Source organism: Mycolicibacterium sp. XJ1819 (assembly GCF_053483675.1).
This window is the reverse complement of the sequence record NZ_JBEFST010000006.1, coordinates 186,381-208,649: the sequence shown is the minus strand read 5'-3', so window position 1 is coordinate 208,649 and position 22,269 is coordinate 186,381. Positions and strand designations below refer to the sequence as shown.

The following is a 22,269-nucleotide window of genomic DNA, read 5'->3' as shown; positions in this document are numbered from 1 at the left end:
GCATCGGCCTCCCGAGAAGACTCAAACGCCGCCGTTTCGCCGGTGATGCGCTGACGTTTCCGGAATGTGAACGCACCGGCCCGCACGGTTACGCTCGTGTTTCACCGCGCGTCTCGCCGAGCAACGCGTCGACATAGGCCGCCGGTTCGAAGGGCGCCAGGTCGTCGGGCCCCTCGCCGAGACCGACCAGTTTGACCGGCACGCCCAGTTCCTGCTGCACGCGGAATACGATGCCGCCCTTGGCCGTGCCGTCGAGTTTGGTCAGCGCCACCCCGGTGATGTCCACGACCTCGGCGAACACCCGGGCCTGCGGCAAACCGTTCTGCCCGATCGTCGCGTCCAGCACCAGCAGCACCTCGTCGACCTCGGCGCGCCGGCTCACCACGCGCTTGACCTTGCCCAGTTCGTCCATCAGGCCGGTCTTGGTGTGCAACCGGCCCGCGGTGTCGATGACGACGACGTCCGCGCCCGACTCGATGCCCTTGTCCACCGCGTCGAACGCCACCGACGCCGGATCGGCCCCCTCGGGGCCGCGCACCACCTGCGCGCCCACCCGCGACGCCCAGGACTGCAGTTGGTCCGCGGCCGCGGCGCGGAAGGTGTCGGCCGCGCCGAGCACCACCCGCCGCCCGTCGGCGACCAGCACCCGCGCCAACTTGCCGACGGTCGTCGTCTTGCCGGTGCCGTTGACCCCGACCACCAGCAGCACCGACGGTTTGTCGGCGTGCGGCAGCGCCTTGATGGACCGGTCCAGGTCGGGTCGCAGTTCGGTGATGAGGACCTCGCGCAGCACCTCGCGCACCTCGCTTTCGGTGCGGACGTTGCGGCTGGCCATTCGTGACCGCAGCGCGCCGACCACCGATTCGGTGACGACGGGCCCCAGGTCGGCGATCAGCAAGGTGTCCTCGATCGCCTCCCAGGAGTCCTCGTCGAGGTCACCGCCGCCGAGCAGGCCCAGCATGCTGCGGCCGAGGGTGTTCTGCGATTTCGCCAGCCGTCCCCGCAGGCGCTCCAGCCGGCCCTCGGTCGGGGCGATCTCGTCGGTGGGCTTCGGCTCGACGACGGGTGGCTCTACAACGGGCGGCTGGGGCGGCTCAGGAAGCGCGACGTCGGCGATCGGTCGTTTCGGCGCGTCGCGTGGGACGGCGGCGTCGTCACCGACGCCGGGAAGCCCGGTGGTGTCGATCCGTTCGACCGGTTCGGCCGGCGCCGACTGCGCGAAGGTGATGCCCGATGAGGTGGTGTAGCCGCCGGAGCGGTCGACGGGTGTGGCGGTGTCCGGGGAGGACAACCTGATCTGCCTGCGCCGGTAGCGCACCAAACCGATGATCAGCGCGGCAACCAGCACAACAGCGATGACCGCGACCGCGATCCACAGACCTTCCGTCACGCCGCCATTGTTTCAGACGCGATTTGTGCGCATTTTGTTGCGCTGACGGGCGTTGTCAACGCGCACAAGTCGCTAATTGGCGGCGCCGACGAGTTCCTGACCGCGCATCCGCTGGCTGATCACCGCGGTGATGCCGTCGTCGCGCATGGTCACCCCGTACAGGGCGTCGGCGACCTCCATGGTCGGCTTCTGATGGGTGATGACGATCAGCTGCGACTGGGTGCGCAACTGCTCGAACAGGCTGAGCAGGCGGCGCAGGTTGACGTCGTCGAGCGCGGCCTCGACCTCGTCCATCACGTAGAACGGCGAGGGCCTGGCCCGGAAGATCGCCACCAGCATCGCGACCGCCGTCAGCGACTTCTCCCCACCCGACAACAGCGAGAGCCGCTTGATCTTCTTGCCCGGCGGGCGGGCCTCGACCTCGATGCCGGTGGTGAGCATGTTGTCGGGTTCGGTGAGCAACAGCCGGCCCTCGCCACCGGGGAACAGCGTCGAAAACACTTCGCGGAACTCGCGTTCCACGTCCGTGTAGGCCTCGGTGAACACCTGCAGGATGCGCGCGTCGACGTCGTCGATGACGTCGAGCAGGTCCTTGCGGGCCGCCTTGACATCCTCCAGTTGGGTGGACAGGAAGTTGTAGCGCTCCTCCAGCGCGGCGAACTCCTCCAGCGCCAGCGGGTTCACCCGGCCCAGTTCGTTGAGTTCGCGTTCGGCCTTCTTGGCGCGTCGTTCCTGGGTGGGCCGGTCGAACGGCATGGGTGCGGGGGCGGTCACCTGCTCCCCGCGTTCGCGGGCCTGCTCGTATTCGGCCATCTCCAGTTCCGACGGCGGCAGCGGCACGTCGGGGCCGTATTCGGCGACCAGGTCCGCGGCCGCCATGCCGAACTGTTCGAGGACGTGCTGCTCGAGTTGCTCGATGCGCAGTGCCGCTTGGGCTTTGGCCATTTCGTCGCGGTGCAACGAGTCGGTCAGCGCGGCGATCCTGGTGCTCAGTTCGCCGACCTCCTCGCGGGCCCTGGCCAGGGCCTCCGCCCGGCGCTGCCGTTCGGCGGCGACCTCGTCGCGCGCTCGCGACGCCACCGTCACCGCGACGCCGAGCCGGTGCGCGATGAGGCGTCCGGACTCGGCGACCGCGGCCGCGACGGCCGCCGCGTGCATCCGCGCTTCGCGCGCCCGTTGCGCGCGCAACCGCGCCTCACGCTCGGCGGTGGCCGCGCGGCGAAGTGAATCAGCTTGTCCACGAACGGCGTTGGCGCGCTCCTCGGCGGTGCGCACGGCCAGCCGCGCCTCGACTTCTGCCGCGCGGGCGGCCTCGGCCTCGGCCATCGACTCCTGCCGGTCGACGGGTTCGGCGTCGACGGTGGGCTCCTGCTGCGCGTTGTGCAGCCGCTGCTCGAGTTCGACGAGTTCCTCGAGGGTCTGCGCGCGGCCCGCCTCCAACTCGTCGCGTTGCTTGACGCGTCGCTGCCACTCGTCGTCGGCGGCGCGGGCGTCCTGGCCCAGCCGGCCCAGTTGTTCGTAGATAGCCGAGATCGCGGCGTCGGATTCGTTGAGCGCGGCCAGCGCCTGCTCGGCGGCGTCCTGGCGCGCGGACTGTTCGGCCAGCGCACCGGACAGCGCCGCGGACAGTTCGCCGGTCTGGTTCTCCGCCTCGGCCAACTCCTCGCGGGCCTTCTCGACCTCCGAGGCGATCTCGAGCGTGGTCTGTTTGCGGTCCGATCCGCCGCTGACCCAGCCGGGGCCGACGAGATCTCCCTCGGCGGTGACCGCACGCAGGTTCGGTCGCGCCGCCACCACATCGAGTGCCGTCTGCAGGTCGCGAACCACCGCGACGCCCGAGAGCATGGCGCTGACCGCGCCCCGCAGCCGCGGCGGGGCCTCGACCAGGTCCACCGCCCACACCGCGTCGGCGGGCGGCGGGCCCGCGGGCGGTGCGGCGTCATGGGGCCAGTCGCCGAGCACGATCGCCGCGCGCCCACCGTCGGAGTTCTTCAGCGCCGCGACCGCGGCATGGGCCGCGCCGAGGTTCTCGGCGGCGACGGCGTCGGCCGCGGCGCCCAGTGCAGCAGCCACCGCCCCCTCGTAGCCCGGCCGCACTTTGAGCAGATTTGCGATGGATCCGAAAAGCCCTGAGCCACCGAGGTTTTTCTGCAGCCACGCGGCGCCGTCCTTGCGGTCCAGGCCGACCGACAGCGCCTCGATGCGGGCCCGCAGCGAGGCCACCCGTCGTTCCGCGGCGCGCTCGGCCGCCTGCAGTTCGGCAACGCGTTCGTCGGCCAGCCGCAGCGCGGCGACCGAGCGGTCGTGCTGCTCGTCGAGGCCCACCTCACCGGCGTCGAGCTCACCGACGCGCCGCTGCACATTCTCGAATTCCGCCTGCGCCTGTTGCGCCTTGGCCGCAGCCTCCTCGATGGTCCCGGACAACCGCGCGACGGTCTCGTCGATGGATTCCACCCGGGTGCGCATGGTGTCGACCTGACCCGCCAGCCGGGCCAACCCCTCGCGACGGTCGGCCTCCGCGCGGACTGCGGCCAGATGGGCGCGTTCAGCCTCGGCGGCCACCCGTTCGCGCTCGGTGAGCTCGGCGCGGGCCGCCTCCTGTCGCGCCTTCGACTCGGCCAGCTCGTCGAGCAGCTGGCGCTCCTGGGCGGCCACCTCCTCGGCGCGAGCCTCGAGTTCGTCGGGATCGGGGCCGGTGGACGCCTCCGGTTCGGCCTCGAGGTGTTGGGCGCGTTCGCTGGCGATGCGCACCGTCGCGCTCACCCGCTCGGCCAGCGCGGACAGCGCGAACCAGGTCTGCTGGGCGGCTTCTGCACGCTCGCTGAGAGTGCCGACCTCGGTCTCGTGCGAATTCAACTCGACGGTCTTGGCCTCCAGCCGGGTGGTCAGCTCGTCGTGTTCGCGCCGCAGCGTGGTCTCGGCCTGGTTGGTGTTCTCGAATTCGGCGGTGCGGGTGACCAGGTCGTCGGCGGCCAGCCGCAGCCGTGCGTCGCGCAGATCGGCCTGGATGGTCTGGGCGCGACGGGCCATCTCGGCCTGCCTGCCCAGCGGCTTGAGTTGGCGTCGCAACTCGGTGGTCAGGTCGGTCAGCCGCGCCAGGTTCGCCGACATCGCGTCGAGCTTGCGGACCGCCTTCTCCTTGCGCTTGCGGTGCTTGAGCACGCCGGCGGCTTCCTCGATGAACGCGCGGCGGTCCTCCGGACGCGATTCCAGGATCTCGGCGAGCTTGCCCTGCCCGACGATCACGTGCATCTCACGGCCGATGCCCGAGTCCGACAGCAGTTCCTGTACATCCATCAGTCGGCAACTGGTGCCGTTGATCTCGTATTCGCTGCCGCCGTCGCGGAACATCCGGCGGGTGATCGACACCTCGGAGTACTCGATCGGCAGCGAGCTGTCGGAGTTGTCGATCGTCACGGTGACCTCGGCGCGGCCCAGCGGTGGCCGTGACGAGGTCCCGGCGAAGATGACGTCCTCCATCTTGCCGCCGCGCAGCGTCTTGGCGCCCTGCTCGCCCATCACCCAGGTGAGCGCGTCGACGACGTTGGACTTGCCCGACCCGTTGGGGCCGACGACGCAGGTGATTCCCGGCTCGAAGCGCAGAGTCGTGGGCGAAGCAAAGGACTTGAAGCCCTTCAGCGTCAGACTCTTGAGGTGCACGACGTGCCACACTACCGGCGAGTGGGCTATCGCTCGGTGAAGCCTTCTAGCGAGTCGCGTGATTCTGTGAAGTCGGCGACGACGTTGTCGACGCGACCGGGCGTTTTACCGCTTCGCAGCAGGTCAAGTAGGCGTTGACAGTTCTCGCGCGGGCCCTGCGCGACCACCTGCACTCGGCCGTCAGGCCTGTTGGCGGCGTATCCGGTCAGGCCGAGTTCCAACGCCCGTGACCGGGTCCACCATCGAAACCCGACCCCCTGGACATGCCCGTGCACCCAGGCGGTGAGGCGTACCTCAGCTAACTCCTGCATCATTGACCTCAAACGTCACTTCCGCCCCGGATTTCAGGGTGCGACCCACCGTGCAGACTTGGTCGATGGCGCGCTCGACGACGGTGAGCACCCGCGCCCGCTCACCTTCCGAGAGGCCGGACAGATCGAGTTCCATCTGCTCCTCGAGCCGCGGGTAGCGCTCCTGCTCGCGGTCGGCGGCGCCGGAGACCCTGATCGTCGTGCGGTAGTCGTCGCCGAGTCGTCGACGCAGCGGCGCGTCGCTGGCCATGCCGCTGCACGCGGCCAGCGCGATCTTCATCAGCTCACCGGGAGTGAACACACCCTCGACGTCCTCGTTGCCGACCTGCACCTCGGCGCCGCGCGCGCTGCGCCCGATATAGCGGCGCACCCCGGTGCGCTCCACCCACAGTTCTGTCACGATCTCTTTCTACCGCGTCCCCACACAGGGGGCCGAACGTTGATTACCGCGCGAGATTTCGCCAATTTTTGGCGCGGTAATCAACGTTCGGCGGGGTCTTGGCGGCGGAGTCGCGGGCGGGGCTGGCATTTCGGGCAGTAGAACGACGAGCGGTTCATGAACTTCTCCCGCCGCATCACCGCGCCGCAGCGCCGGCATGGCTCACCCTCGCGGCCGTAGGCGTCCAGCGACCGCTCAAAGTAGCCGGACTCGCCGTTGACGTTGACATACAGCGAGTCGAACGACGTGCCGCCCTGGGCCAGCGCCTCGGTCATCACCTCGGCCGCCGCGTCGAGCACACCGGCCAACTGGCGACGGGTCAGCGCCGAGGCCAGTCGCGCGCCGTTGATGCGTGCACGCCACAGCGCCTCGTCGGCGTAGATGTTGCCGATACCCGAAACCACCGTCTGGTCCAGCAGCTGACGCTTGATCTCGGAGTGCTTGCGGCGCAACACCGTAACGACGGCATCGCGGTCGAATGACGGGTCCAGCGGGTCGCGGGCCAGGTGTGCGACGGGCACCGGAACCTCGCTGCCGTCGACGGTCACCAGATCGGCCAGCAGCCAGCCCCCGAACGTGCGCTGGTCGACGAAGCTCATCGCGGTGCCGTCGTCGAGCAGCGCCGCGATGCGCAGATGACGCTCGTCGGGCAGGCTGCCCAGGAGCATCTGCCCGCTCATCCCGAGGTGAACCACCAGCGCCGACCCGTCGTCCAACGCCAGCCACAGGTACTTGCCGCGGCGGCCGGTGCCGACGATCCGCGACCCGAGCAGACGCGCGGTCAGGTCCGCCGGGCCCGCCTCGTGGCGGCGCACCGCACGCGGGTGATGTACGCGCACCGCAATGATGGTCCGGTCCACCACATGCGCGGCCAACCCTCGCCGAACGACCTCGACTTCGGGCAGTTCAGGCATCGACGTCTGCGGCCTCGAGAGCGGTCCAGGCCGCCGCGGCCGCCTTGAGTTCGGCCTCTTTCTTGCTGCGGCCGACGCCCTTTCCGTACTCGATGTCGGTGACGATCACCGTCGCGGTGAACTCCTTGTCGTGGTCCGGACCCGTCGAGGTGACCACGTAGGACGGTGCGCCCAGCCCACGCGCCGCGGTCAACTCCTGCAGGCTGCTCTTCCAGTCCAGACCGGCGCCCAGTGTCGGCGCGGTGTCGAGCAGCTTGCTGAACAACCGCAGGATCACGTCGCGCGCGATCGTGATGCCGTGCTCCAGATAGATTGCGCCGAGCAGTGATTCGAGACCGTCGGCGAGAATGCTGGCCTTGTCCGCACCCCCGGAGTTCTCCTCGCCTTTGCCCAGCAACACGTAGGCGCCCAGCCCGCCGTCGGAGAGCTGGCGCGCGACCTCGGCGAGCGCCTGGGTGTTGACGATGCTGGCGCGCAACTTGGCCAGGTCGCCCTCGGGGCGGTCGGGATGACGCCGGTACAGCTCCTCGGTGATCGTCAGCCCGAGCACCGCGTCGCCCAGGAACTCCAGTCGTTCGTTGGTCGGCAGCCCGCCGTGCTCGTAGGAGAAGCTGCGGTGAGTCAGCGCGAGCGTGAGCAGTTCGTCGGGTAGCGACACCCCCAGCGCGTCGAGCAGCGGCGTCCGGTCAGTCACGGCCCTCATTGTCGAACATGTCCGCGAGCTTGGCCCACCGCGGGTCGATCTGCTCGTGGTGGTGTCCGGGCTCGGCGGTGGCCAGTCGCACACCACACTGCGCGCAAAGGCCGGTGCAGTCGGGACCGCACAGCGGCGCGAACGGCAGCGCCAGCCCGACCGCATCGATGATCGGCTGCTCGATGTCGACGGTGTCGGCGCCGGGGCCCTGGCTGACCCGGCCGACCTCGTCGTCCTCGGTGGTCTCGTCGGTGATGCTGTCCGGATAGGCGAACAGCTCGGCCAGCTCGATCTCGACCTGGCCGGTGACCGGCGTGAGGCACCGGGCGCACTCCCCCGTGGTCTGGGCCGACACCGTGCCGCTGACCAGCACACCCTCCGAGACCGACTCGATGCGCAGATCGAGGGTCAACGAAGCGCCCTTCTCGATCGCCACCAGGTCCAGCCCGATGCGCGACGGGCTGGCCACGGTCTCGGCGAGGGTCAGCATCGCCCCCGGTCGCCTGCCCAGCCGGGAGACGTTGAGGACGAGCGGTGATTCAGATGCGCGGCGCGCCGCCGCGCTCGCATGCGTCGCCATATGTTCCCATTCTACGGCGAGCGCCGGGCGAACTACCGCGCTGCGTAGTCGTGGGTGCCCGCGGCGGTGCGTAGCTGGTGGCGGCCGCGGCCCACCGAGCGCAGGGTTCCGTTGAGGAACTCCTCGAACTCGGCCAGCTTGCTGTCGACGTAGATGTCGCACTCGCCACGCAGCCGGTCGGCCTCGGCGTGGGCGGAGTCGATGAGCCGGGTCGCCTCCGCCGTCGCGGTGTTGACGATCTCGGTCTGGGCGACCAGCCGCTGCTGCTCCTTGATGCCTTCCTGCACGGCCTTCTCGTATGCGAGGTTGCCGCTCTCGATGAGCCGGTCGGCCTCGGTCTTGGCCCGGCCGGTGCTGGCCTCGTACTCGCGCTTGGCGGTGGCGGCCAGGCGGGTGGCCTCCTCGCGTGCCTCGGTGACCATCCGTTCGCTGTGCTGGCGGGCCTCGGCGACCATCCGGTCGGCCTGCGCCTTGGCGTCGGCGAGCAACCGGTCGGCCTCGGCGCGCGAGTGGTTGACCAGCGAGTCGGCCTCCGCCGACGCCGTCGACACCATCGAGTCGGCGTGCTCCTTGGCCTCGCGCAGCAACGCGTCGCGGGCGTCCAGCACATCCTGGGCGTCGTCGAGTTCGCCGGGGATGGCGTCCTTGATGTCGTCGATGAGCTCGAGGACATCGCCGCGGGGCACCACGCAGCCGGCCGTCATCGGCACGCCGCGCGCTTCTTCGACTATTGCGCCCAGCTCGTCGAGCGCTTCAAAAACTCGGTACACGGCAACACCCTCCAGGCGTAGTTGACAGTGACCAGTGTGCCTGGTGTTACGTCTGTGACTCAGCTACCTGGGTCGGTGTGTCGCCGAAATTCCGCGAAACTGTATTCCAGCAGACAAAACGCGGGCGGCGGCCTGCTGGAATACAGTTTCGGCGAATTTGGCAACACGTTCAGCGCAGCGCCGCGCCGATCGCGTCCCGTGCGCGGTCGAGCATCGACGCGAACGGGCCGACGGCGAAGTTGGCCTTGGCCGACTCCACGCCGGCGTGCGGGCGCGTCGGTGCGATGGCCTCGGCGGCCTGCACGGCACCGGCCATCCGCTCGAGGTCGTCGCTGTCGAGGTTCTTCTGCAGATGGCTGAATTCCTCGAGTTCCTCGAGCGCCGCATGCTCGACGACGTCGTCACGGAACTTGGTGAGCTCGGTGAGGAAATCCTTGGACCCGATGTCCATCTTCTCCAGGCGCGACAAGAACTCCTTGGCCTCGTGCTCTTCTTTGAGCCGGGCGTCGACCACGGCCTCGCCGTCGGCGATGACATGGCGGGCACGCGGATGGACGACCATCTCCTCGGCGGTCTCATGCACCGCGAGCAGTTGGCGCAGGTCGGTGAACGCCTTCTCGCGGGCCTTGTCGTCGGACGCGCTGAGCACGTCGTCGAACATGTCCTTGATCAGGTTGTGCTGGTCGGTGAGGAATTTGACGACGTCGTCGGTCGACTGGACGAAGGTCTTCGCCATGGTGGTGCTCCTGGATATTGGTGGTCTGTGCGCAGGGCTGTGCGCCGTCGACTGCTTACCCGGGAGGCCGGCGAGCTAACCCTGCAGCTTCTCCTGAAGCCGGGTGTTGACGGGGCCGGGCAACAACTCCGAGACGTCGCCGCCCATGGACGCGACCTCCTTGGCCAACGACGAGGACACGAACGAAAACCGCGGGGCCGTCGCGACGAAGAAGGTGTCGACGCCGGCAACGTGCTTGTTCATCTGAGCCATCTGCAGTTCGTATTCGAAGTCGGTGCCGGTGCGCAGCCCCTTGACGATCGCGGTCAGGCCCCGCGACCTCACGAAATCGACGACGAGCCCCTCGCCCGACTCCACCCGCAGATTCGGCAGGTGCGTGGTGGACTCCTCGATCATCGCGATGCGCTCGTCGAGGTCGAACATCCCCTTCTTGTTGGGGTTGATCAGCACCGCCACCACGACCTCGTCGAACTGCGCCGCCGCACGCTCGAAGACGTCGACGTGGCCGAGTGTCACCGGGTCGAAGGAGCCCGGGCATACCGCGCCGCTCATGAGCGTGACGGTATCAGGGCAGCTCAGACGCGATCTCCAGGCGGGTGTCACCGTAGGTGCGCGACGGCCACACCCGCCACCCGTCCGGCCACGTCAGCGCCGGCGCCGACGCCGGGCGTTCGACGACGACCACCGTGCCCGGGGCGGTCCAGCCGCCGTCGACGAGCACGGTGAGCACCATCTCGACCTCGGCGGCGTCGATGTCATAGGGCGGGTCGGCGAAGACCAGATCGACCGGTCTGCTGCTGCCCGCGCGTAGCACGGTCGCGACCGGCGCACGCCGCACCGTCGCCCCGGCGACGCCGAGCGCGGCGATGTTCTTCTCGACGACGGCGGCCGCCCGCTGATCGGACTCCACGAAGACCGCCGACGCCGCCCCGCGCGAGTACGCCTCCAGACCCAGCGCACCCGAGCCGGCGTACAGATCGAGCACCGTCGCGCCGGTCAGCTCGATACGCGCCGTCAACAGGTTGAACAACGCCTCGCGCACTCGATCGGAGGTCGGTCGGGTTCCGCTGCGTGGCACCGTGATTCGACGACCACCCAGCTCGCCGGCGACGATGCGGGTCAGCTGACCACCACCAGCAGATCGCCACCTTCGACCTGAGCCGTGGCGGCCACCGCCACCCGGCTGACCTCGCCCGCCTTGGGCGCGGTGATCGCGGCCTCCATCTTCATCGCCTCGATGGTCGCGACGGTCTGGCCGGCCTCGACCCGGTCGCCCTCGGCCACCGCCACCGACACCACCCCGGCGAACGGGGCGGCGACGTGATCGGGGTTGGTCCGGTCCGCCTTCTCCGCGGCGGGCACCGCGCTGGCGATGCTGCGGTCGCGCACGATCACCGGTCGCAGCTGTCCGTTGAAGATGCACATCACGGTGCGCATACCGCGTTCGTCGGGGTCGGAGATGGCCTCGAGGCCGATGAGCAACTCCACACCGCGTTCCAGCCGCACCCGGTGCTCGTCGCCGTGGCGCAGGCCGTAGAAGAACTGGTTGGCCGACAGGCTGGAGGTGTCGCCGTAGAGCTCGCGGTGGGCCTGGAATTCCTCTGTAGGCCCCGGAAACAGCAGCCGGTTGAGCGTGGCCTGACGGGTCACGCCGGGCTCGGCCAACGCCGCCTCGTCCTGTGCGCTGAGCTCCGCGGTGGGCTTGGCCGGCGGGCGGCCGTCCAGCGCCTTGGTCCGGAACGGTTCGGGCCACCCGCCCGGCGGGTCGCCCAGCTCACCGCGCAGGAACCCGATGACTGATTCCGGAATGTCGAATCGTGATGGTTCCGAGGCGAACTCGTCGGCGCTGACCCCCGCGCCGACGAGCGCCAGCGCCAGGTCGCCGACCACCTTCGACGACGGGGTCACCTTCACCAGCCGGCCCAGGATACGGTCGGCCGCAGCGTAGTTGGTTTCGATCTCCTCGAACCGGTCGCCGAGCCCCAACGCGATCGCCTGCTGACGCAGGTTCGACAACTGACCACCGGGGATCTCGTGGTGATACACCCGACCGGTCGGCGAAGGAGGACCGGAGGCGGCAACATCGAAGGGCGCGTACACCTTTCGCAGCGCCTCCCAGTACGGTTCCAGCTCGCACACCCCGGGCAGCGATATCCCGGTGTCGTATTCGGTGTGCGCCGCCGCGGCCACGATCGAACTCAACGCCGGCTGGCTGGTGGTGCCCGCCAACGGTGCGGCGGCGCCGTCGACGGCGTCCGCGCCTGCCTGCCAGGCCGCGACATAGGTGGCCAACTGCCCGCCTGGCGTGTCGTGGGTATGCACGTGCACCGGCAGATCGAACCTGCTGCGCAGCGCGCCGACCAGCGTCGCGGCGGCCGGCGGCCGCAACAGCCCGGCCATGTCCTTGATGGCTAGTACATGCGCGCCGGCGTCGACGATCTGCTCGGCCAGCTTGAGGTAGTAGTCCAGGGTGTAGAGGTTCTCGGCGGGGTCCGACAGGTCGCCGGTGTAGCTCATCGCCACTTCGGCGATGGCCGTACCGGTTTCGCGCACCGCATCGATGGCGGGGCGCATGGACTCGACGTTGTTCAGCGCGTCGAAGATGCGGTAGATGTCGATGCCCGTCGCGGTCGCCTCCTCGACGAACGCCTTGGTCACCGACTCCGGATACGGTGTGTAGCCGACGGTGTTGCGCCCACGCAGCAGCATCTGCAGGCAGATGTTGGGAATCGCCTCGCGCAGCGCGGCCAGCCGCTCCCAGGGGTCTTCCTTCAGAAACCGAAGCGCCACATCGTAAGTCGCGCCGCCCCAACATTCGATGGACAGCAGCTGTGGCATCATCCGCGCGACGTACGGCGATGCTTCCAGCAGCCCGGTGGTGCGCACCCGGGTGGCCAGCAGCGACTGATGCGCGTCGCGGAACGTGGTCTCGGTCAGGCCGACGGCCTTGGATTCCCGCATCCAGCGGGCGAACCCCTCGGGGCCCAGCTCGGTCAGGCGCTGTTTGGAGCCCGGCGGCGGCGCCGCCGTGATGTCGACGTCGGGCAGTTTGTCGCGCGCGTAGACCGACGACGGTCGCGGCCCGTGTGGCTGGTTGACCGTCACGTCGGCCAGATAGTTGAGGATCTTGGTGCCGCGGTCGGCCGGGGTGTGGGCGGTCAGCAGGTAGGGCCGGTCGTCGATGAACGACGTGGTGACCCGGCCCGCCCGGAAGTCCGGGTCGTTGACGACGGCCAACAGGAACGGGATGTTCGTCGAGACGCCCCGCACCCGGAACTCGGCGAGCGCACGTCGCGCCCTGGCCACCGCCGCCCCGAAGTCGTGGCCCCGGCACGTCAACTTGACCAGCAGCGAGTCGAAGTGGGCGCCGACCTCGGCGCCCAGGTGCGCGGCCCCGTCCAGGCGGATCCCCGCACCACCGGGTGACCGGTAGCTGCTGATGCGCCCGGTGTCGGGGCGAAATCCGTTGGCCGGGTCCTCGGTGGTGATGCGGGTCTGTAATGCGGCGCCACGGATCTGCAGCGTCTCCTGACTCAACCCGATGGCCTCCAGCGTTTCCCCGTCGGCGACGCGCAACTGGCAACCGACCAGGTCGACGTCGGTGATCTCCTCGGTGACGGTGTGCTCGACCTGGATACGCGGGTTCATCTCGATGAACACGTAGTGACCACGCTCGTCGAGCAGGAATTCGACGGTGCCGGCATAGGTGTAGTCGATGTGGCGGGCGAAGGTGACCGCGTCGGCGCACATCCGGTCGCGCAGCTCGGCGGGCAGGTTTGGCGCGGGCGCCAACTCGACGACCTTCTGGTGGCGGCGCTGCACGCTGCAGTCGCGCTCGAACAGGTGCATCACGTTGCCGTGCTGGTCGGCCAGGATCTGCACCTCGATGTGACGGGGGTTGACCACCGCCTGCTCGAGGTAGACCGTCGCATCGCCGAACGACGACTCCGCCTCCCGGCTGGCCGCCTCGATGGCCTCCGGCAGCGACTCGGCGTCGGTGACCCGCCGCATGCCGCGCCCGCCGCCGCCGGACACCGCCTTGACGAACAGCGGGAACTCCATCGACTCCGCGTCGGCCACGAGTTCGTCGACCGACGCCGACGGCTGCGAAGAATCCAGCACCGGCAGCCCGGCCTCGCGGGCCGCGGCCACCGCGCGCGCCTTGTTGCCGGTCAGCTCGAGGATCTCGGCGTCGGGTCCGACGAACGTGATGCCGGCCGCCGCGCACGCCGCGGCCAGATCGGGGTTCTCCGACAGGAAGCCGTACCCGGGGTAGACGGCGTCGGCGCCGGCGTGTTGGGCGACGCGGATGATCTCGTCGACCGACAGGTACGCGCGCACCGGATGACCGGTCTCGCCGATCTGGTAGGACTCGTCGGCCTTGAGTCGGTGTAACGAATTGCGGTCTTCATGCGCGTAGACCGCGACCGTGGTGATTCCCATCTCGTAGGCCGCCCGGAACGCGCGAATCGCGATCTCACCGCGATTGGCCACCAAGATTTTCGAGATCACGCCGTACCTTAACCCGCCGGTCGCTGCCGTCCGTCGCCGCTTACAGCAGCGTGGACCAGTAATCCCAGAAGCGCACGAGAATGAGCAGGACCAGGCCGGTGAACCACAACGCGGTCAGCGACCACCGCCAGGTGTGCAGGTGCGCGAGCACTCCGCGAGTGACCTGCGCGCGCAGCGCGATCGACGACGCCACGACCAGCAGCGGGATCGTCACCGCCCACACCACCATGCAGTACGGGCACAGCGCCCCGATGCGATACAGGCTCTGATAGATCAGCCAGTGCACGAACACGGTGCCCAACAGCGCGCCGATGGCCAGTCCGGCCCAGTACCAGCGCGGCAGCTCGACACGGGCCAGCGCCAGCACACCGGTGACGACGACGACGCTGAACGCCACGACCCCGATCAGCGAGTTGGGGAAGCCGAACACCGAGGCCTGCGGGGTGATCATCACCGACCCGCACGACAGCACCGGGTTGATGCTGCAGGACGGCACGTAGTCGGGGTTGATCAGGATCTCGATCTTCTCGACCGTCAACGCCAGCGCCGCGGCCAGGCCGAGGACACCCGCTGTCAGAACCCATACCGCGCTCGCCCTGCCCACCGGCGCACCCATCGACGTCGTCGGGGCGGATCCGTCCGGTTCCACGGCGGCGGACGCGGCCACCGTCACGGCGCGGGAGCGGGCGCCGGACCGGGAGGCGGCGCGAGCGGGGTCGGATCGGCCGCGGGCGGGGGTGCGCCTCCGGCCAGCGCGGGCACCGGGCCGACGATCTCCTGCACCTTCTCGATCAGCGCATCGGGTGTGGTCGGGCTGTAGTCCTCACCGTTGATCCGGATGGTCGGCGTCCCCTTCACGCCGGTGGCGGTGGCCAGCCCCTTCACCATCTCGGCGTAGCGCTCGCTGCGGATGCAGTCGGGCACCCCGCCGGTGACACCGGCCTGCCGGGCCACCTCGATCAACCGGGCGTTGTCCGGGAACGGACCGACGCCCTCCGGCGGCTGCTGGGCGAACAGCGCGGCGTGGAAGCGGCGGAACGCGTCGGTGGACTCGTCGGCCACGCAGTAGGCGGCGTTGGCCGCGCGAGTGGAATAGCCCTGGCCCTGCCGGTCCAGGATCGAGACCATGTGATAGTCGGCGGCCACCGCGCCCGTGTCGATCAGCTTGTTGATCGTGGGGCCGAACTGCTGCTCGAAGTTGCCGCACGCCGGGCACAGGAAGTCCTCGTAGAGCGAGATCACGGCCTTGGGGTCGGAGCTGCCCTCTTCGGTGATGACGTCGGCCGACGACACCCGGATCGGGTGGGCCTCGCCGGCGGCCGGCTTGTCCTCTTTCGTCATCACGATGTAGAGCACCACTCCGACGGCGAACAGGACCACGATCGCGGTCAGGCCGATCTGCACGAGCAGGTTTCGCTTGCGGTCGGCTGCCTTCAGGTCGTATTTGGCGGTCTTCTTCGGTTTCGCGGCCACGCGACAAGAGTACCGACGGGTTCGCGGCGGACCTCAGGTGCGGGTGAGATGGGCCCGCAGCGCCGAAATCGACGCCGCGGTCGCCGTCGCGCTGTCGCCGCCGAGCGGAAAGAAGTTGGCGAAGCCGTGCACCAGCGAACCGAATTCGCGATAGTCGACCGGCACGCCCGCCGCGCGCAACGTGTCCGCATAGCGCCTGCCCTCGTCGCGAAGCGGGTCGAAACCGGCGGTCAGCAGCAGCGCCGGCGGCAGCCCCGAGTGGTCCTCGGCGAGCAGCGGCGAGACGCGCGGGTCGGCGGCATCGACGTCGGCGCCGTCGAGGAAATGCGCGCGGAAGCTGTCGAGATCGCTTTTGGTGAGGAAGAACCCGGACGCGAACAGCGTCTGGGATCGCGTCTGATCGCGGTAGTTGGTCACCGGGTAATACAGCAACTGCAGGGCGGGCAACCGCGCGCCTTCGTCGCGGGCCCGCAGCGACACCAGCGCGGCCAGGTTGCCGCCGGCGCTGTCCCCGCCGACCGCCACCCGGTCCGGGTCGGCACCCAGGTCGGCGGCGTGGTCGAGCGCCCAGGTGAACGCGGCGAACGCGTCGTCGGAGCCCGCCGGGGCCTTGTGCTCGGGAGCCAGCCGGTAGTCGACGGACAGCACGTGGACTCCGCCCTCACGACAGATGTGGCGGCACAGGTCGTCGTGGGTCTGGAGGCTGCCGATGACGTGGCCGCCGCCGTGGTAGAAGACCAGCAGCGGTTGCCGATCGGCGTCGACGGGCCGGTAGTGGCGGGCTCGGACGGGGCCGGCCGGGCCGGGAATCGACAGGTTCGTCACCGCGGCGACGGGCGGGTCCTGTTTGAAGCCCGCCGACACCGCCTCCAGCCGCGACCGCGCCGCCTCGACATCCCCGTCCGACATCAGCCCGTCGATGCCGGTGAGCCGCTGACCGGCGAGCATCAGCTGCAGCGTGGTGTCCAACGTGTTTCCGTCGACGCTGACCGAACGCCAGCCCAGCAGCGCGCGTTTGACTCCGGCGGGGATCCGCGGCAGCGCCCGCAGCGTGGCACCCGCGAGCGCGTTCACGATCACCTCACCGCGGCCGCCCGTCGCGCCGGGCGGTACTGGCAGACTCGAACTCATGGCAGCTCCCTCGATCACGCTGAACGACGGTAATGCGATACCTCAGGTTGGGCTCGGAGTTTGGCAGACCCCGCCGGAGGCCACCGAGCAGGCGGTGACCGCCGCGCTCAACGCCGGCTACCGCCACATCGACACCGCGGCGGCGTATCAGAACGAACGCGAGGTGGGTCAGGCGCTGAAGAAGTCTCCGGTGCCGCGCGAAGAGGTGTTCGTCACCACCAAGCTGTGGAACTCCGATCAGGGCTACGACTCCACGCTGAGCGCGTTCGACCGCAGCATGGAGCGGCTTGGGTTTTCCTATCTGGACCTGTACCTGATCCACTGGCCGACACCGGCGAAGAACGCCTTCGTCGACACCTTCAAGGCGTTCGCCCGGCTGCGCGAGGAGGGCAGGATCCGCTCGATCGGGGTGAGCAACTTCGAACCCGAGCACCTGCGGGTCCTGGTCGACGAGACCGGAATCGTGCCCGCCGTCAACCAGATCGAGCTGCATCCGCTGCTACAGCAGCAGGACTTGCGAAAAATGCACGCTCAACTCGGCATCGCGACGGAGGCGTGGAGCCCGCTGGGGCAGGGTTCACTGCTGGACAATCCCACCGTCACCGCCGTCGCCGAGCGGTGCGAGAAGACGCCCGCACAGGTGCTGATTAGGTGGCATATGCAACTCGGCAATATAGTCATCCCGAAATCGGTGACCCCCGAGAGAATCGTGAGCAACTTCGACGTGTTCGATTTCGAGCTGAGCGAGCAGGACATGGCGTCCGTGTCTTCGCTGGGCGACGGAACTCGGCTGGGCCCGGACCCACGGACCTTCAACTTCACAGGGTAGGTGAGATGGTCTCCTCGCAAGGTGACGCGGCTGCGATCCCCACGGTCACGCTGAACGACGACAACACGATGCCGGTGCTCGGGCTGGGTGTCGGTGAACTGTCGGACGCCGAGACCCAACAGGCGGTCTCGGCGGCGCTGGAGGCGGGCTACCGACTGATCGACACCGCGTCGGCCTACGGCAACGAAGAAGCGGTGGGCCGCGCCATCAAGGCCTCCGGGGTGCCGCGCGAGGAGCTGTTCGTCACCACCAAGCTGGCCACCGCCGATCTGGGGTTCAAGTCCTCCCAGGAAGCGCTGCAGGCCAGCCTGCAGCGGCTGGATCTGGAGTATGTCGACCTGTACATGATCCACTGGCCCGCCGGTGAGCACGGCAGGTACGTCGACAGCTGGGGCGGGTTGATGAAGCGCAAGGAGCTCGGTGAAACCCGCTCGATCGGGGTGTGCAACTTCCACGCCGAGCACCTGTCGAACATCATCGACCTGTCGTTCTTCACCCCCGCGGTCAACCAGATCGAATTGCACCCGCTGCTCAATCAGGCCGAGCTGCGCGCGGTGAACGCCGACTACGGCATCGTCACCGAGGCGTACGGACCGCTGGGCGTCGGCAAGCTGCTGGACAATCCGACGATCGTCGAGATCGCCCAGGCGCACGCAAAGACGCCCGCGCAGGTGCTGATCCGGTGGAGCCTGCAGCTCGGCAATGTCGTCATTCCGCGGTCGAAGTCCGCGGAGCGGATCAAGTCCAACCGCGAGGTCTTCGACTTCGAGCTGACCGACGATCAGATGGCCACGCTCAACGCGATGGACGACGGGACCCGCTTCCGCCCCGATCCTGAAACCTACACCGGCACTTAAGTTTCGCTTGCAAGCATTTCTCACGGGCTAGGACGCCGCGCGGCTCGCGAATAGCCGATTACCCGCCCCACCCGGCCTCGGCGGGTTCATACTGCACCTACTGCCAGGGGGACGGCGGGGGTGCGTGGTGAAGGTACTTGTGACGGGCGGCACCGGTTTCACCGGCTCGCACACCGTGCGTGCGCTGGCCGCCGCGGGCCACGATGTCCGGCTGCTGGTGCGCGACCCGGCGAAGGCGCGGCGGGTGTTCGACGCTGACGGGTTCGTACCCGAGGTCGTCGTCGGTGACATGACGGACCCGGACCGGGTCGACGACGCGCTCACCGGCTGCGACGGCGTCGTCCACACCGCCGCGCTGGTGGACCTGCGCCGCTCGACCGCACGACTGGTGGAGGAAGCCAACGCCCGCGGCGTCGAACTGGTGATCGGCGGTGCCGTGCAACGGGGCCTGTCCAGCATCGTCCACGTGTCGAGCCTGGGGGTGTTCTTCACCCCCGGCGGGCCACCCCTGTCACCGGATCTCCCGGTCGCGACCGCCAACACCGCCTATGCGCGGTCGAAGGTGCACGGGGAGGTTTACGCGCGGCGACTGCAGCAGGACGGGGCCCCGATCCGCATCTCTTACCCGGCCGGAATCATCGGACCCGACGATCCCGGCATGAGCGCGGCAAGCAAAGGCATACCCTCCTGGGTCAACGACGTCGCGCTGATCACATCGAGTGGCTTGCAGACTGTCGACGTGCGCGATCTCGCTGCTTTGCACGTGAAACTGCTCGAGCTGGCACCCGGCCAGCATCGCTACGCGGCGACCACCGAAATGCTCTCGTGGCCAGAGGTTTACACCCTTATCGAGCACCTCACCGGCAGCCGCCTGCGTCGCGTACGAGTGCCGGGCCGCCTGGTACGCGCGGCAGGTTCGATGTGTGACGCGGCCAAACGCATCCACGATTTCGACTTTCCGCTGACCAGGGACACTGCGGAGTTCACGACGCGGTGGCCCGGCGCCGAGACCGAGCGCACCACCCGCGAACTCGGGGTCGCTTTCCGTAGTGTCGTGGACACCTTCCGCGACACGCTGATCTGGCTGCACCGCGCGGGCCACCTCACCGCGGCTCAGGTCGGCAAGCTGGCAGAACCCCAACGACCCACGGAGGAAACGGGATTGGAGACGGTATGACCACGGTGACGGATTCGACGCTTCCGGACGACGCGGTGGAGTTTGACCCGTTCTCCGATGACTTCTTCACCGCGCCCTTCAGCACCTACCGTCGTCTTCGCGACGAAGCGCCGGTCTATCACAATGACAAGTACGGCTTCTGGGCGCTGTCGCGCTACGCGGACGTCGAACCGGCGCTGAAGGATTTCGACACCTACTCGTCGGCCAGGGGCATCACGCTGGACATGTATCTGGCCGAACCCGATCCGACACAGCCGCCGATGATCATCATGATGGACCCGCCCGAACACACGGTGATGCGCAAGTTGGTGAACAAGGTGTTCACGCCGCAGGCGGTCGCCGCCCTCGAACCGATGATCCGCGAGACGATCACCGACGCCGCAGCCGCGGTCGACCCGGCCGCATTCGACGCGGTGGCCGATTTCGGGGCGCTCTTCCCGGTCGAGATCATCAGCACACTGCTGGGCGTGCCTCCCGAACATCGACAACAGCTCCGGCTGTGGATGGACAGGCAACTGGAACGGCACGCCGGAGATTTCCACGTCCCGCCAGCCGGCTTGGAGGCCGCGCAGGCGATCGGCATGTTCTATTACGAACTGGTCTGCGAACGCCGAGCCAATCCGGGCGACGACATGATCAGCCGGCTCACCCAGGTCGACGTGATGCGCGGTGACGACGTCGCGAGGCTGACCGACGAGGAGATCGTCGCGTTCGCCTCGATGCTCGGCGGCGCGGGCGCCGAAACGGTCGTCAAACTGATCGGCAACGCCGTGGTCACTTTCGCCGCGAACCCCGATCAGTGGCGCACACTGCGTGAGGACAGAAGCAAGATCCCGTCCGCATTCGAGGAATTGCTCCGCTACGAGGCACCCTCGCAGTACCAGTTGCGCTACAGCACACGCGACGTGTCGCTGCACGGCGCCACCATCCCCGCCGGCAGCATCGTCATGCTGATCAACGGGTCGGCCACCCGCGACGAACGTGTTTTCGCCGACCCGGACCGGTTCGACATCGACCGAATTCCGTCCGGGCACAACATCAATTTCGGGTACGGCATCCACAGTTGCCTCGGCGCCGCCCTGGCCCGGATGGAGGGCCGGATCGCCCTCGAGGTGATGCTGGATCTGATGCCCGAATACGAAGTCGACACCGCCGGCCTTCGCCGCGTCGCGATGGCCAATGTGGCCGGCTGGGCCAACGTCCCGGTACATGTCACCGCGAGTCAGCGGTGATCTAGTAGTTCTTCCAGAAAGCTTCCCGTAGTTCGCGTTTGAGCACCTTGCCGGCACCGGACAGCGGAAGCGACGCAGTGCGGAACTCCACCGAACGCGGGCACTTGTAACCGGCGATCTGCGTGGCGCAATGGGCGATCACGGCGTCAGCGGTCAACTCGGCACCGGCCCTCGGCACGACGACGGCGTGCACACACTCGCCCCACTTGGGGTGTGGAATGCCGATCACCGCGACTTCGGCGACCTCCGGCATCAGCGAGATCGCGTTCTCGACCTCGACCGAGTAGACGTTCTCACCGCCCGAGATGATCATGTCCTTGAGTCGGTCGACGATGAAGACGAACCCCTCGTCGTCCATGTAGCCGGCATCGCCGCTGTAGTACCAGCCGTCCTGCAGGACGGCCGCCGTCTCCTCGGGCTTGTTCCAGTAGCCCAGCATGATCATCGGTCCCCTGGCGGCCACCTCACCGGTCGCGCCGCGCGGCAGTTCGCGACGGTCTTCGTCGACGATTCTCACCTCGGCCGTGAACACCGCCTGCCCGCATGACTTGCTGCGGCCCGCGTACGGTCCGTCGAGCGTGGTGTAGCGCGGCGGGAGAAGGGTGAGCCCCGGCGCCGCCTCGGTCATGCCGTAGGCGTGAATGAAGTTGCAGTTCGGGAACACCTCAAGGGCCTTGCGCAGCACGGCTTCCGGCATCGGTGACGCACCGTAGGTGAGGTACGACAGGCTGGAGAGGTCGAAGTCGCCCACCGCGGAGAAGTTGACCAGCATGTTGATCATGGTCGGCACGTACACGGCGTGAGTGACCCTCTCCCGCTCCATCGTCCGCAGGCAGTCGGCGGGATCGAAGCGCGGGACGAAAACATGACGGCCCCCGCAGGCGCTGACGCCGAAGGTCGCGCCGCCGTCGGCCAGGTGGAACATCGGCGCCGAATGCAGGTAGGTCATGTCCTGGTGGTAATTCATCCCGGCGATGACGTTCATCATGTTCCACACCAGGTTGTGGTGACTGAGCATCACGCCCTTGGACGTTCCGGTGGTGCCGCCGGTGTAGAACAGGCCGGCCAGCGCGTCGCCTCCGACGCCCGCATCTTCGACGGCCGGTGCGGCGACAAGCTCCTCGTACGGCCGCGTACCGGGTGGCGGCGCGTCGTCGTCGAGATAGAACAGCGCCTCGACGGTCGGTGTCTGTTCGGACAGTGCGGCGGCATGCTCGTACATCGCGGCGTCGACGAACAGCACACGTGCCCCGGAATCGGTGAGAACATGCCGGATCTCGGCCGTGGCCAACCGGGTGTTCACCGGCACCATCACCGCGCCGAGCCAGGGAATGGCGTAGAGGAGTTCGAAGTATCGGTCGCTGTTGAGTGCCAGGATCGCGACACGATCGGCTGGCCCCACGCCGACGTCTCTGAGCCCACCGGCGACCCGCGCGACGCGATCGGCGGTGTCCGCCCAGACGCGGCGTCGCTCTCCGAACACCGTGGATTCTTCCCGTGGACGGATCTGCGCGGCGCGCCGCAACCCCTGAGTCAGATACATGGCCTCCACCTCCATGTCTGC

General features: G+C 68.5%; 20 protein-coding genes. 4 read left to right on the top strand and 16 right to left on the bottom strand.

The window, feature by feature from the left end:
- Nucleotides 1-88: 88 nt before the first annotated feature.
- From ftsY to ABQE89_RS08645, 15 genes are all read right to left on the bottom strand, one after another.
- Nucleotides 89-1,390: a signal recognition particle-docking protein FtsY gene (ftsY, locus tag ABQE89_RS08715; RefSeq protein WP_448415899.1), complete on the bottom strand. Its 1,302-nt coding sequence runs from the start codon at nt 1,388-1,390 to the stop codon at nt 89-91.
- 72 nt (nt 1,391-1,462) lie between these two features.
- Nucleotides 1,463-5,050, bottom strand: a complete 3,588-nt coding sequence (gene smc / locus ABQE89_RS08710) for a chromosome segregation protein SMC (protein WP_448415898.1) — start codon at nt 5,048-5,050, stop codon at nt 1,463-1,465.
- A gap of 26 nt (nt 5,051-5,076) precedes the next feature.
- Nucleotides 5,077-5,361, bottom strand: coding sequence for an acylphosphatase (locus ABQE89_RS08705; protein WP_448415897.1), 285 nt, complete (start codon nt 5,359-5,361; stop codon nt 5,077-5,079).
- Nucleotides 5,345-5,761, bottom strand: coding sequence for an OsmC family protein (locus ABQE89_RS08700; RefSeq protein WP_448415896.1), 417 nt, complete (start codon nt 5,759-5,761; stop codon nt 5,345-5,347). Before ABQE89_RS08700 ends, ABQE89_RS08705 begins: the two co-directional genes overlap by 17 nt.
- An 80-nt stretch (nt 5,762-5,841) precedes the next feature.
- Nucleotides 5,842-6,714: a DNA-formamidopyrimidine glycosylase gene (gene mutM, locus ABQE89_RS08695; protein ID WP_448415895.1), complete on the bottom strand. Its 873-nt coding sequence runs from the start codon at nt 6,712-6,714 to the stop codon at nt 5,842-5,844.
- A complete protein-coding gene (gene rnc / locus ABQE89_RS08690; protein WP_448415894.1) occupies nt 6,707-7,417 on the bottom strand; it encodes a ribonuclease III in 711 nt (236 codons plus the stop codon). Before rnc ends, mutM begins: the two co-directional genes overlap by 8 nt.
- Nucleotides 7,401-7,988: a YceD family protein gene (locus ABQE89_RS08685; RefSeq protein WP_448415893.1), complete on the bottom strand. Its 588-nt coding sequence runs from the start codon at nt 7,986-7,988 to the stop codon at nt 7,401-7,403. Before ABQE89_RS08685 ends, rnc begins: the two co-directional genes overlap by 17 nt.
- 32 nt (nt 7,989-8,020) lie before the next feature.
- Nucleotides 8,021-8,758 (bottom strand): cell division protein SepIVA, encoded by a 738-nt coding sequence (sepIVA, locus tag ABQE89_RS08680; RefSeq protein WP_448415892.1) that lies wholly within the window; start codon nt 8,756-8,758, stop codon nt 8,021-8,023.
- Nucleotides 8,759-8,927: 169 nt separating this feature from the next.
- A complete protein-coding gene (locus ABQE89_RS08675) occupies nt 8,928-9,494 on the bottom strand; it encodes a hemerythrin domain-containing protein (protein WP_448415891.1) in 567 nt (188 codons plus the stop codon).
- A gap of 75 nt (nt 9,495-9,569) precedes the next feature.
- Nucleotides 9,570-10,046 (bottom strand): pantetheine-phosphate adenylyltransferase, encoded by a 477-nt coding sequence (gene coaD, locus ABQE89_RS08670; protein ID WP_448415890.1) that lies wholly within the window; start codon nt 10,044-10,046, stop codon nt 9,570-9,572.
- Between the two features lie 13 nt (nt 10,047-10,059).
- Nucleotides 10,060-10,617, bottom strand: coding sequence for a 16S rRNA (guanine(966)-N(2))-methyltransferase RsmD (gene rsmD, locus ABQE89_RS08665; protein WP_448415944.1), 558 nt, complete (start codon nt 10,615-10,617; stop codon nt 10,060-10,062).
- Nucleotides 10,614-14,006: a pyruvate carboxylase gene (locus tag ABQE89_RS08660; protein WP_448415889.1), complete on the bottom strand. Its 3,393-nt coding sequence runs from the start codon at nt 14,004-14,006 to the stop codon at nt 10,614-10,616. The genes rsmD and ABQE89_RS08660 overlap by 4 nt, the downstream gene beginning before the upstream one ends.
- A 40-nt stretch (nt 14,007-14,046) precedes the next feature.
- Complete coding sequence (locus ABQE89_RS08655; RefSeq protein WP_448415888.1) at nt 14,047-14,679, bottom strand: vitamin K epoxide reductase family protein; 633 nt, start codon at nt 14,677-14,679, stop codon at nt 14,047-14,049.
- Complete coding sequence (locus ABQE89_RS08650; protein ID WP_448415887.1) at nt 14,676-15,479, bottom strand: DsbA family protein; 804 nt, start codon at nt 15,477-15,479, stop codon at nt 14,676-14,678. Before ABQE89_RS08650 ends, ABQE89_RS08655 begins: the two co-directional genes overlap by 4 nt.
- Before the next feature lie 33 nt (nt 15,480-15,512).
- Nucleotides 15,513-16,610 (bottom strand): alpha/beta hydrolase, encoded by a 1,098-nt coding sequence (locus ABQE89_RS08645; RefSeq protein WP_448415886.1) that lies wholly within the window; start codon nt 16,608-16,610, stop codon nt 15,513-15,515.
- Between ABQE89_RS08645 and ABQE89_RS08640 the strand changes: the two genes are divergently transcribed.
- From ABQE89_RS08640 to ABQE89_RS08625, 4 genes are all read left to right on the top strand, one after another.
- Nucleotides 16,609-17,439 carry an aldo/keto reductase gene (locus tag ABQE89_RS08640; protein ID WP_448415885.1) on the top strand — a complete coding sequence of 277 codons (831 nt, stop codon included), beginning with the start codon at nt 16,609-16,611 and terminating at the stop codon, nt 17,437-17,439. The two genes, ABQE89_RS08645 and ABQE89_RS08640, sit on opposite strands and share 2 nt — an antisense overlap.
- 5 nt (nt 17,440-17,444) lie before the next feature.
- Complete coding sequence (locus ABQE89_RS08635) at nt 17,445-18,296, top strand: aldo/keto reductase (protein ID WP_448415884.1); 852 nt, start codon at nt 17,445-17,447, stop codon at nt 18,294-18,296.
- Between the two features lie 127 nt (nt 18,297-18,423).
- Entirely contained in the window at nt 18,424-19,473 is a 1,050-nt protein-coding gene (locus ABQE89_RS08630; protein WP_448415883.1) for an NAD-dependent epimerase/dehydratase family protein, read from the top strand.
- Entirely contained in the window at nt 19,470-20,705 is a 1,236-nt protein-coding gene (locus tag ABQE89_RS08625; RefSeq protein ID WP_448415882.1) for a cytochrome P450, read from the top strand. Before ABQE89_RS08630 ends, ABQE89_RS08625 begins: the two co-directional genes overlap by 4 nt.
- Nucleotide 20,706: 1 nt before the next feature.
- Here the strand turns inward: ABQE89_RS08625 and ABQE89_RS08620 are convergent, their stop codons facing one another.
- The gene (locus tag ABQE89_RS08620) at nt 20,707-22,263 is read right to left on the bottom strand and encodes an acyl-CoA synthetase (protein WP_448415881.1); all 1,557 of its coding nucleotides are present in this window, start codon (nt 22,261-22,263) and stop codon (nt 20,707-20,709) included.
- Between the last annotated feature and the right edge of the window lie 6 nt (nt 22,264-22,269).

Bases quoted from the DNA above. Each gene is read 5' to 3' on its own strand.
- ABQE89_RS08705 (WP_448415897.1), bottom strand. From the start codon at position 5,361: ATGCAGGAGTTAGCTGAGGTACGCCTCACCGCCTGGGTGCACGGGCAT.
- mutM (WP_448415895.1), bottom strand. From the start codon at position 6,714: ATGCCTGAACTGCCCGAAGTCGAGGTCGTTCGGCGAGGGTTGGCCGCG.
- rnc (WP_448415894.1), bottom strand. From the start codon at position 7,417: ATGAGGGCCGTGACTGACCGGACGCCGCTGCTCGACGCGCTGGGGGTG.
- ABQE89_RS08685 (WP_448415893.1), bottom strand. From the start codon at position 7,988: ATGGCGACGCATGCGAGCGCGGCGGCGCGCCGCGCATCTGAATCACCG.
- ABQE89_RS08675 (WP_448415891.1), bottom strand. From the start codon at position 9,494: ATGGCGAAGACCTTCGTCCAGTCGACCGACGACGTCGTCAAATTCCTC.
- coaD (WP_448415890.1), bottom strand. From the start codon at position 10,046: ATGAGCGGCGCGGTATGCCCGGGCTCCTTCGACCCGGTGACACTCGGC.
- ABQE89_RS08640 (WP_448415885.1), top strand. From the start codon at position 16,609: ATGGCAGCTCCCTCGATCACGCTGAACGACGGTAATGCGATACCTCAG.
- ABQE89_RS08645 (WP_448415886.1), bottom strand. From the start codon at position 16,610: ATGAGTTCGAGTCTGCCAGTACCGCCCGGCGCGACGGGCGGCCGCGGT.
- ABQE89_RS08635 (WP_448415884.1), top strand. From the start codon at position 17,445: ATGGTCTCCTCGCAAGGTGACGCGGCTGCGATCCCCACGGTCACGCTG.
- ABQE89_RS08625 (WP_448415882.1), top strand. From the start codon at position 19,470: ATGACCACGGTGACGGATTCGACGCTTCCGGACGACGCGGTGGAGTTT.
- ABQE89_RS08620 (WP_448415881.1), bottom strand. From the start codon at position 22,263: ATGGAGGTGGAGGCCATGTATCTGACTCAGGGGTTGCGGCGCGCCGCG.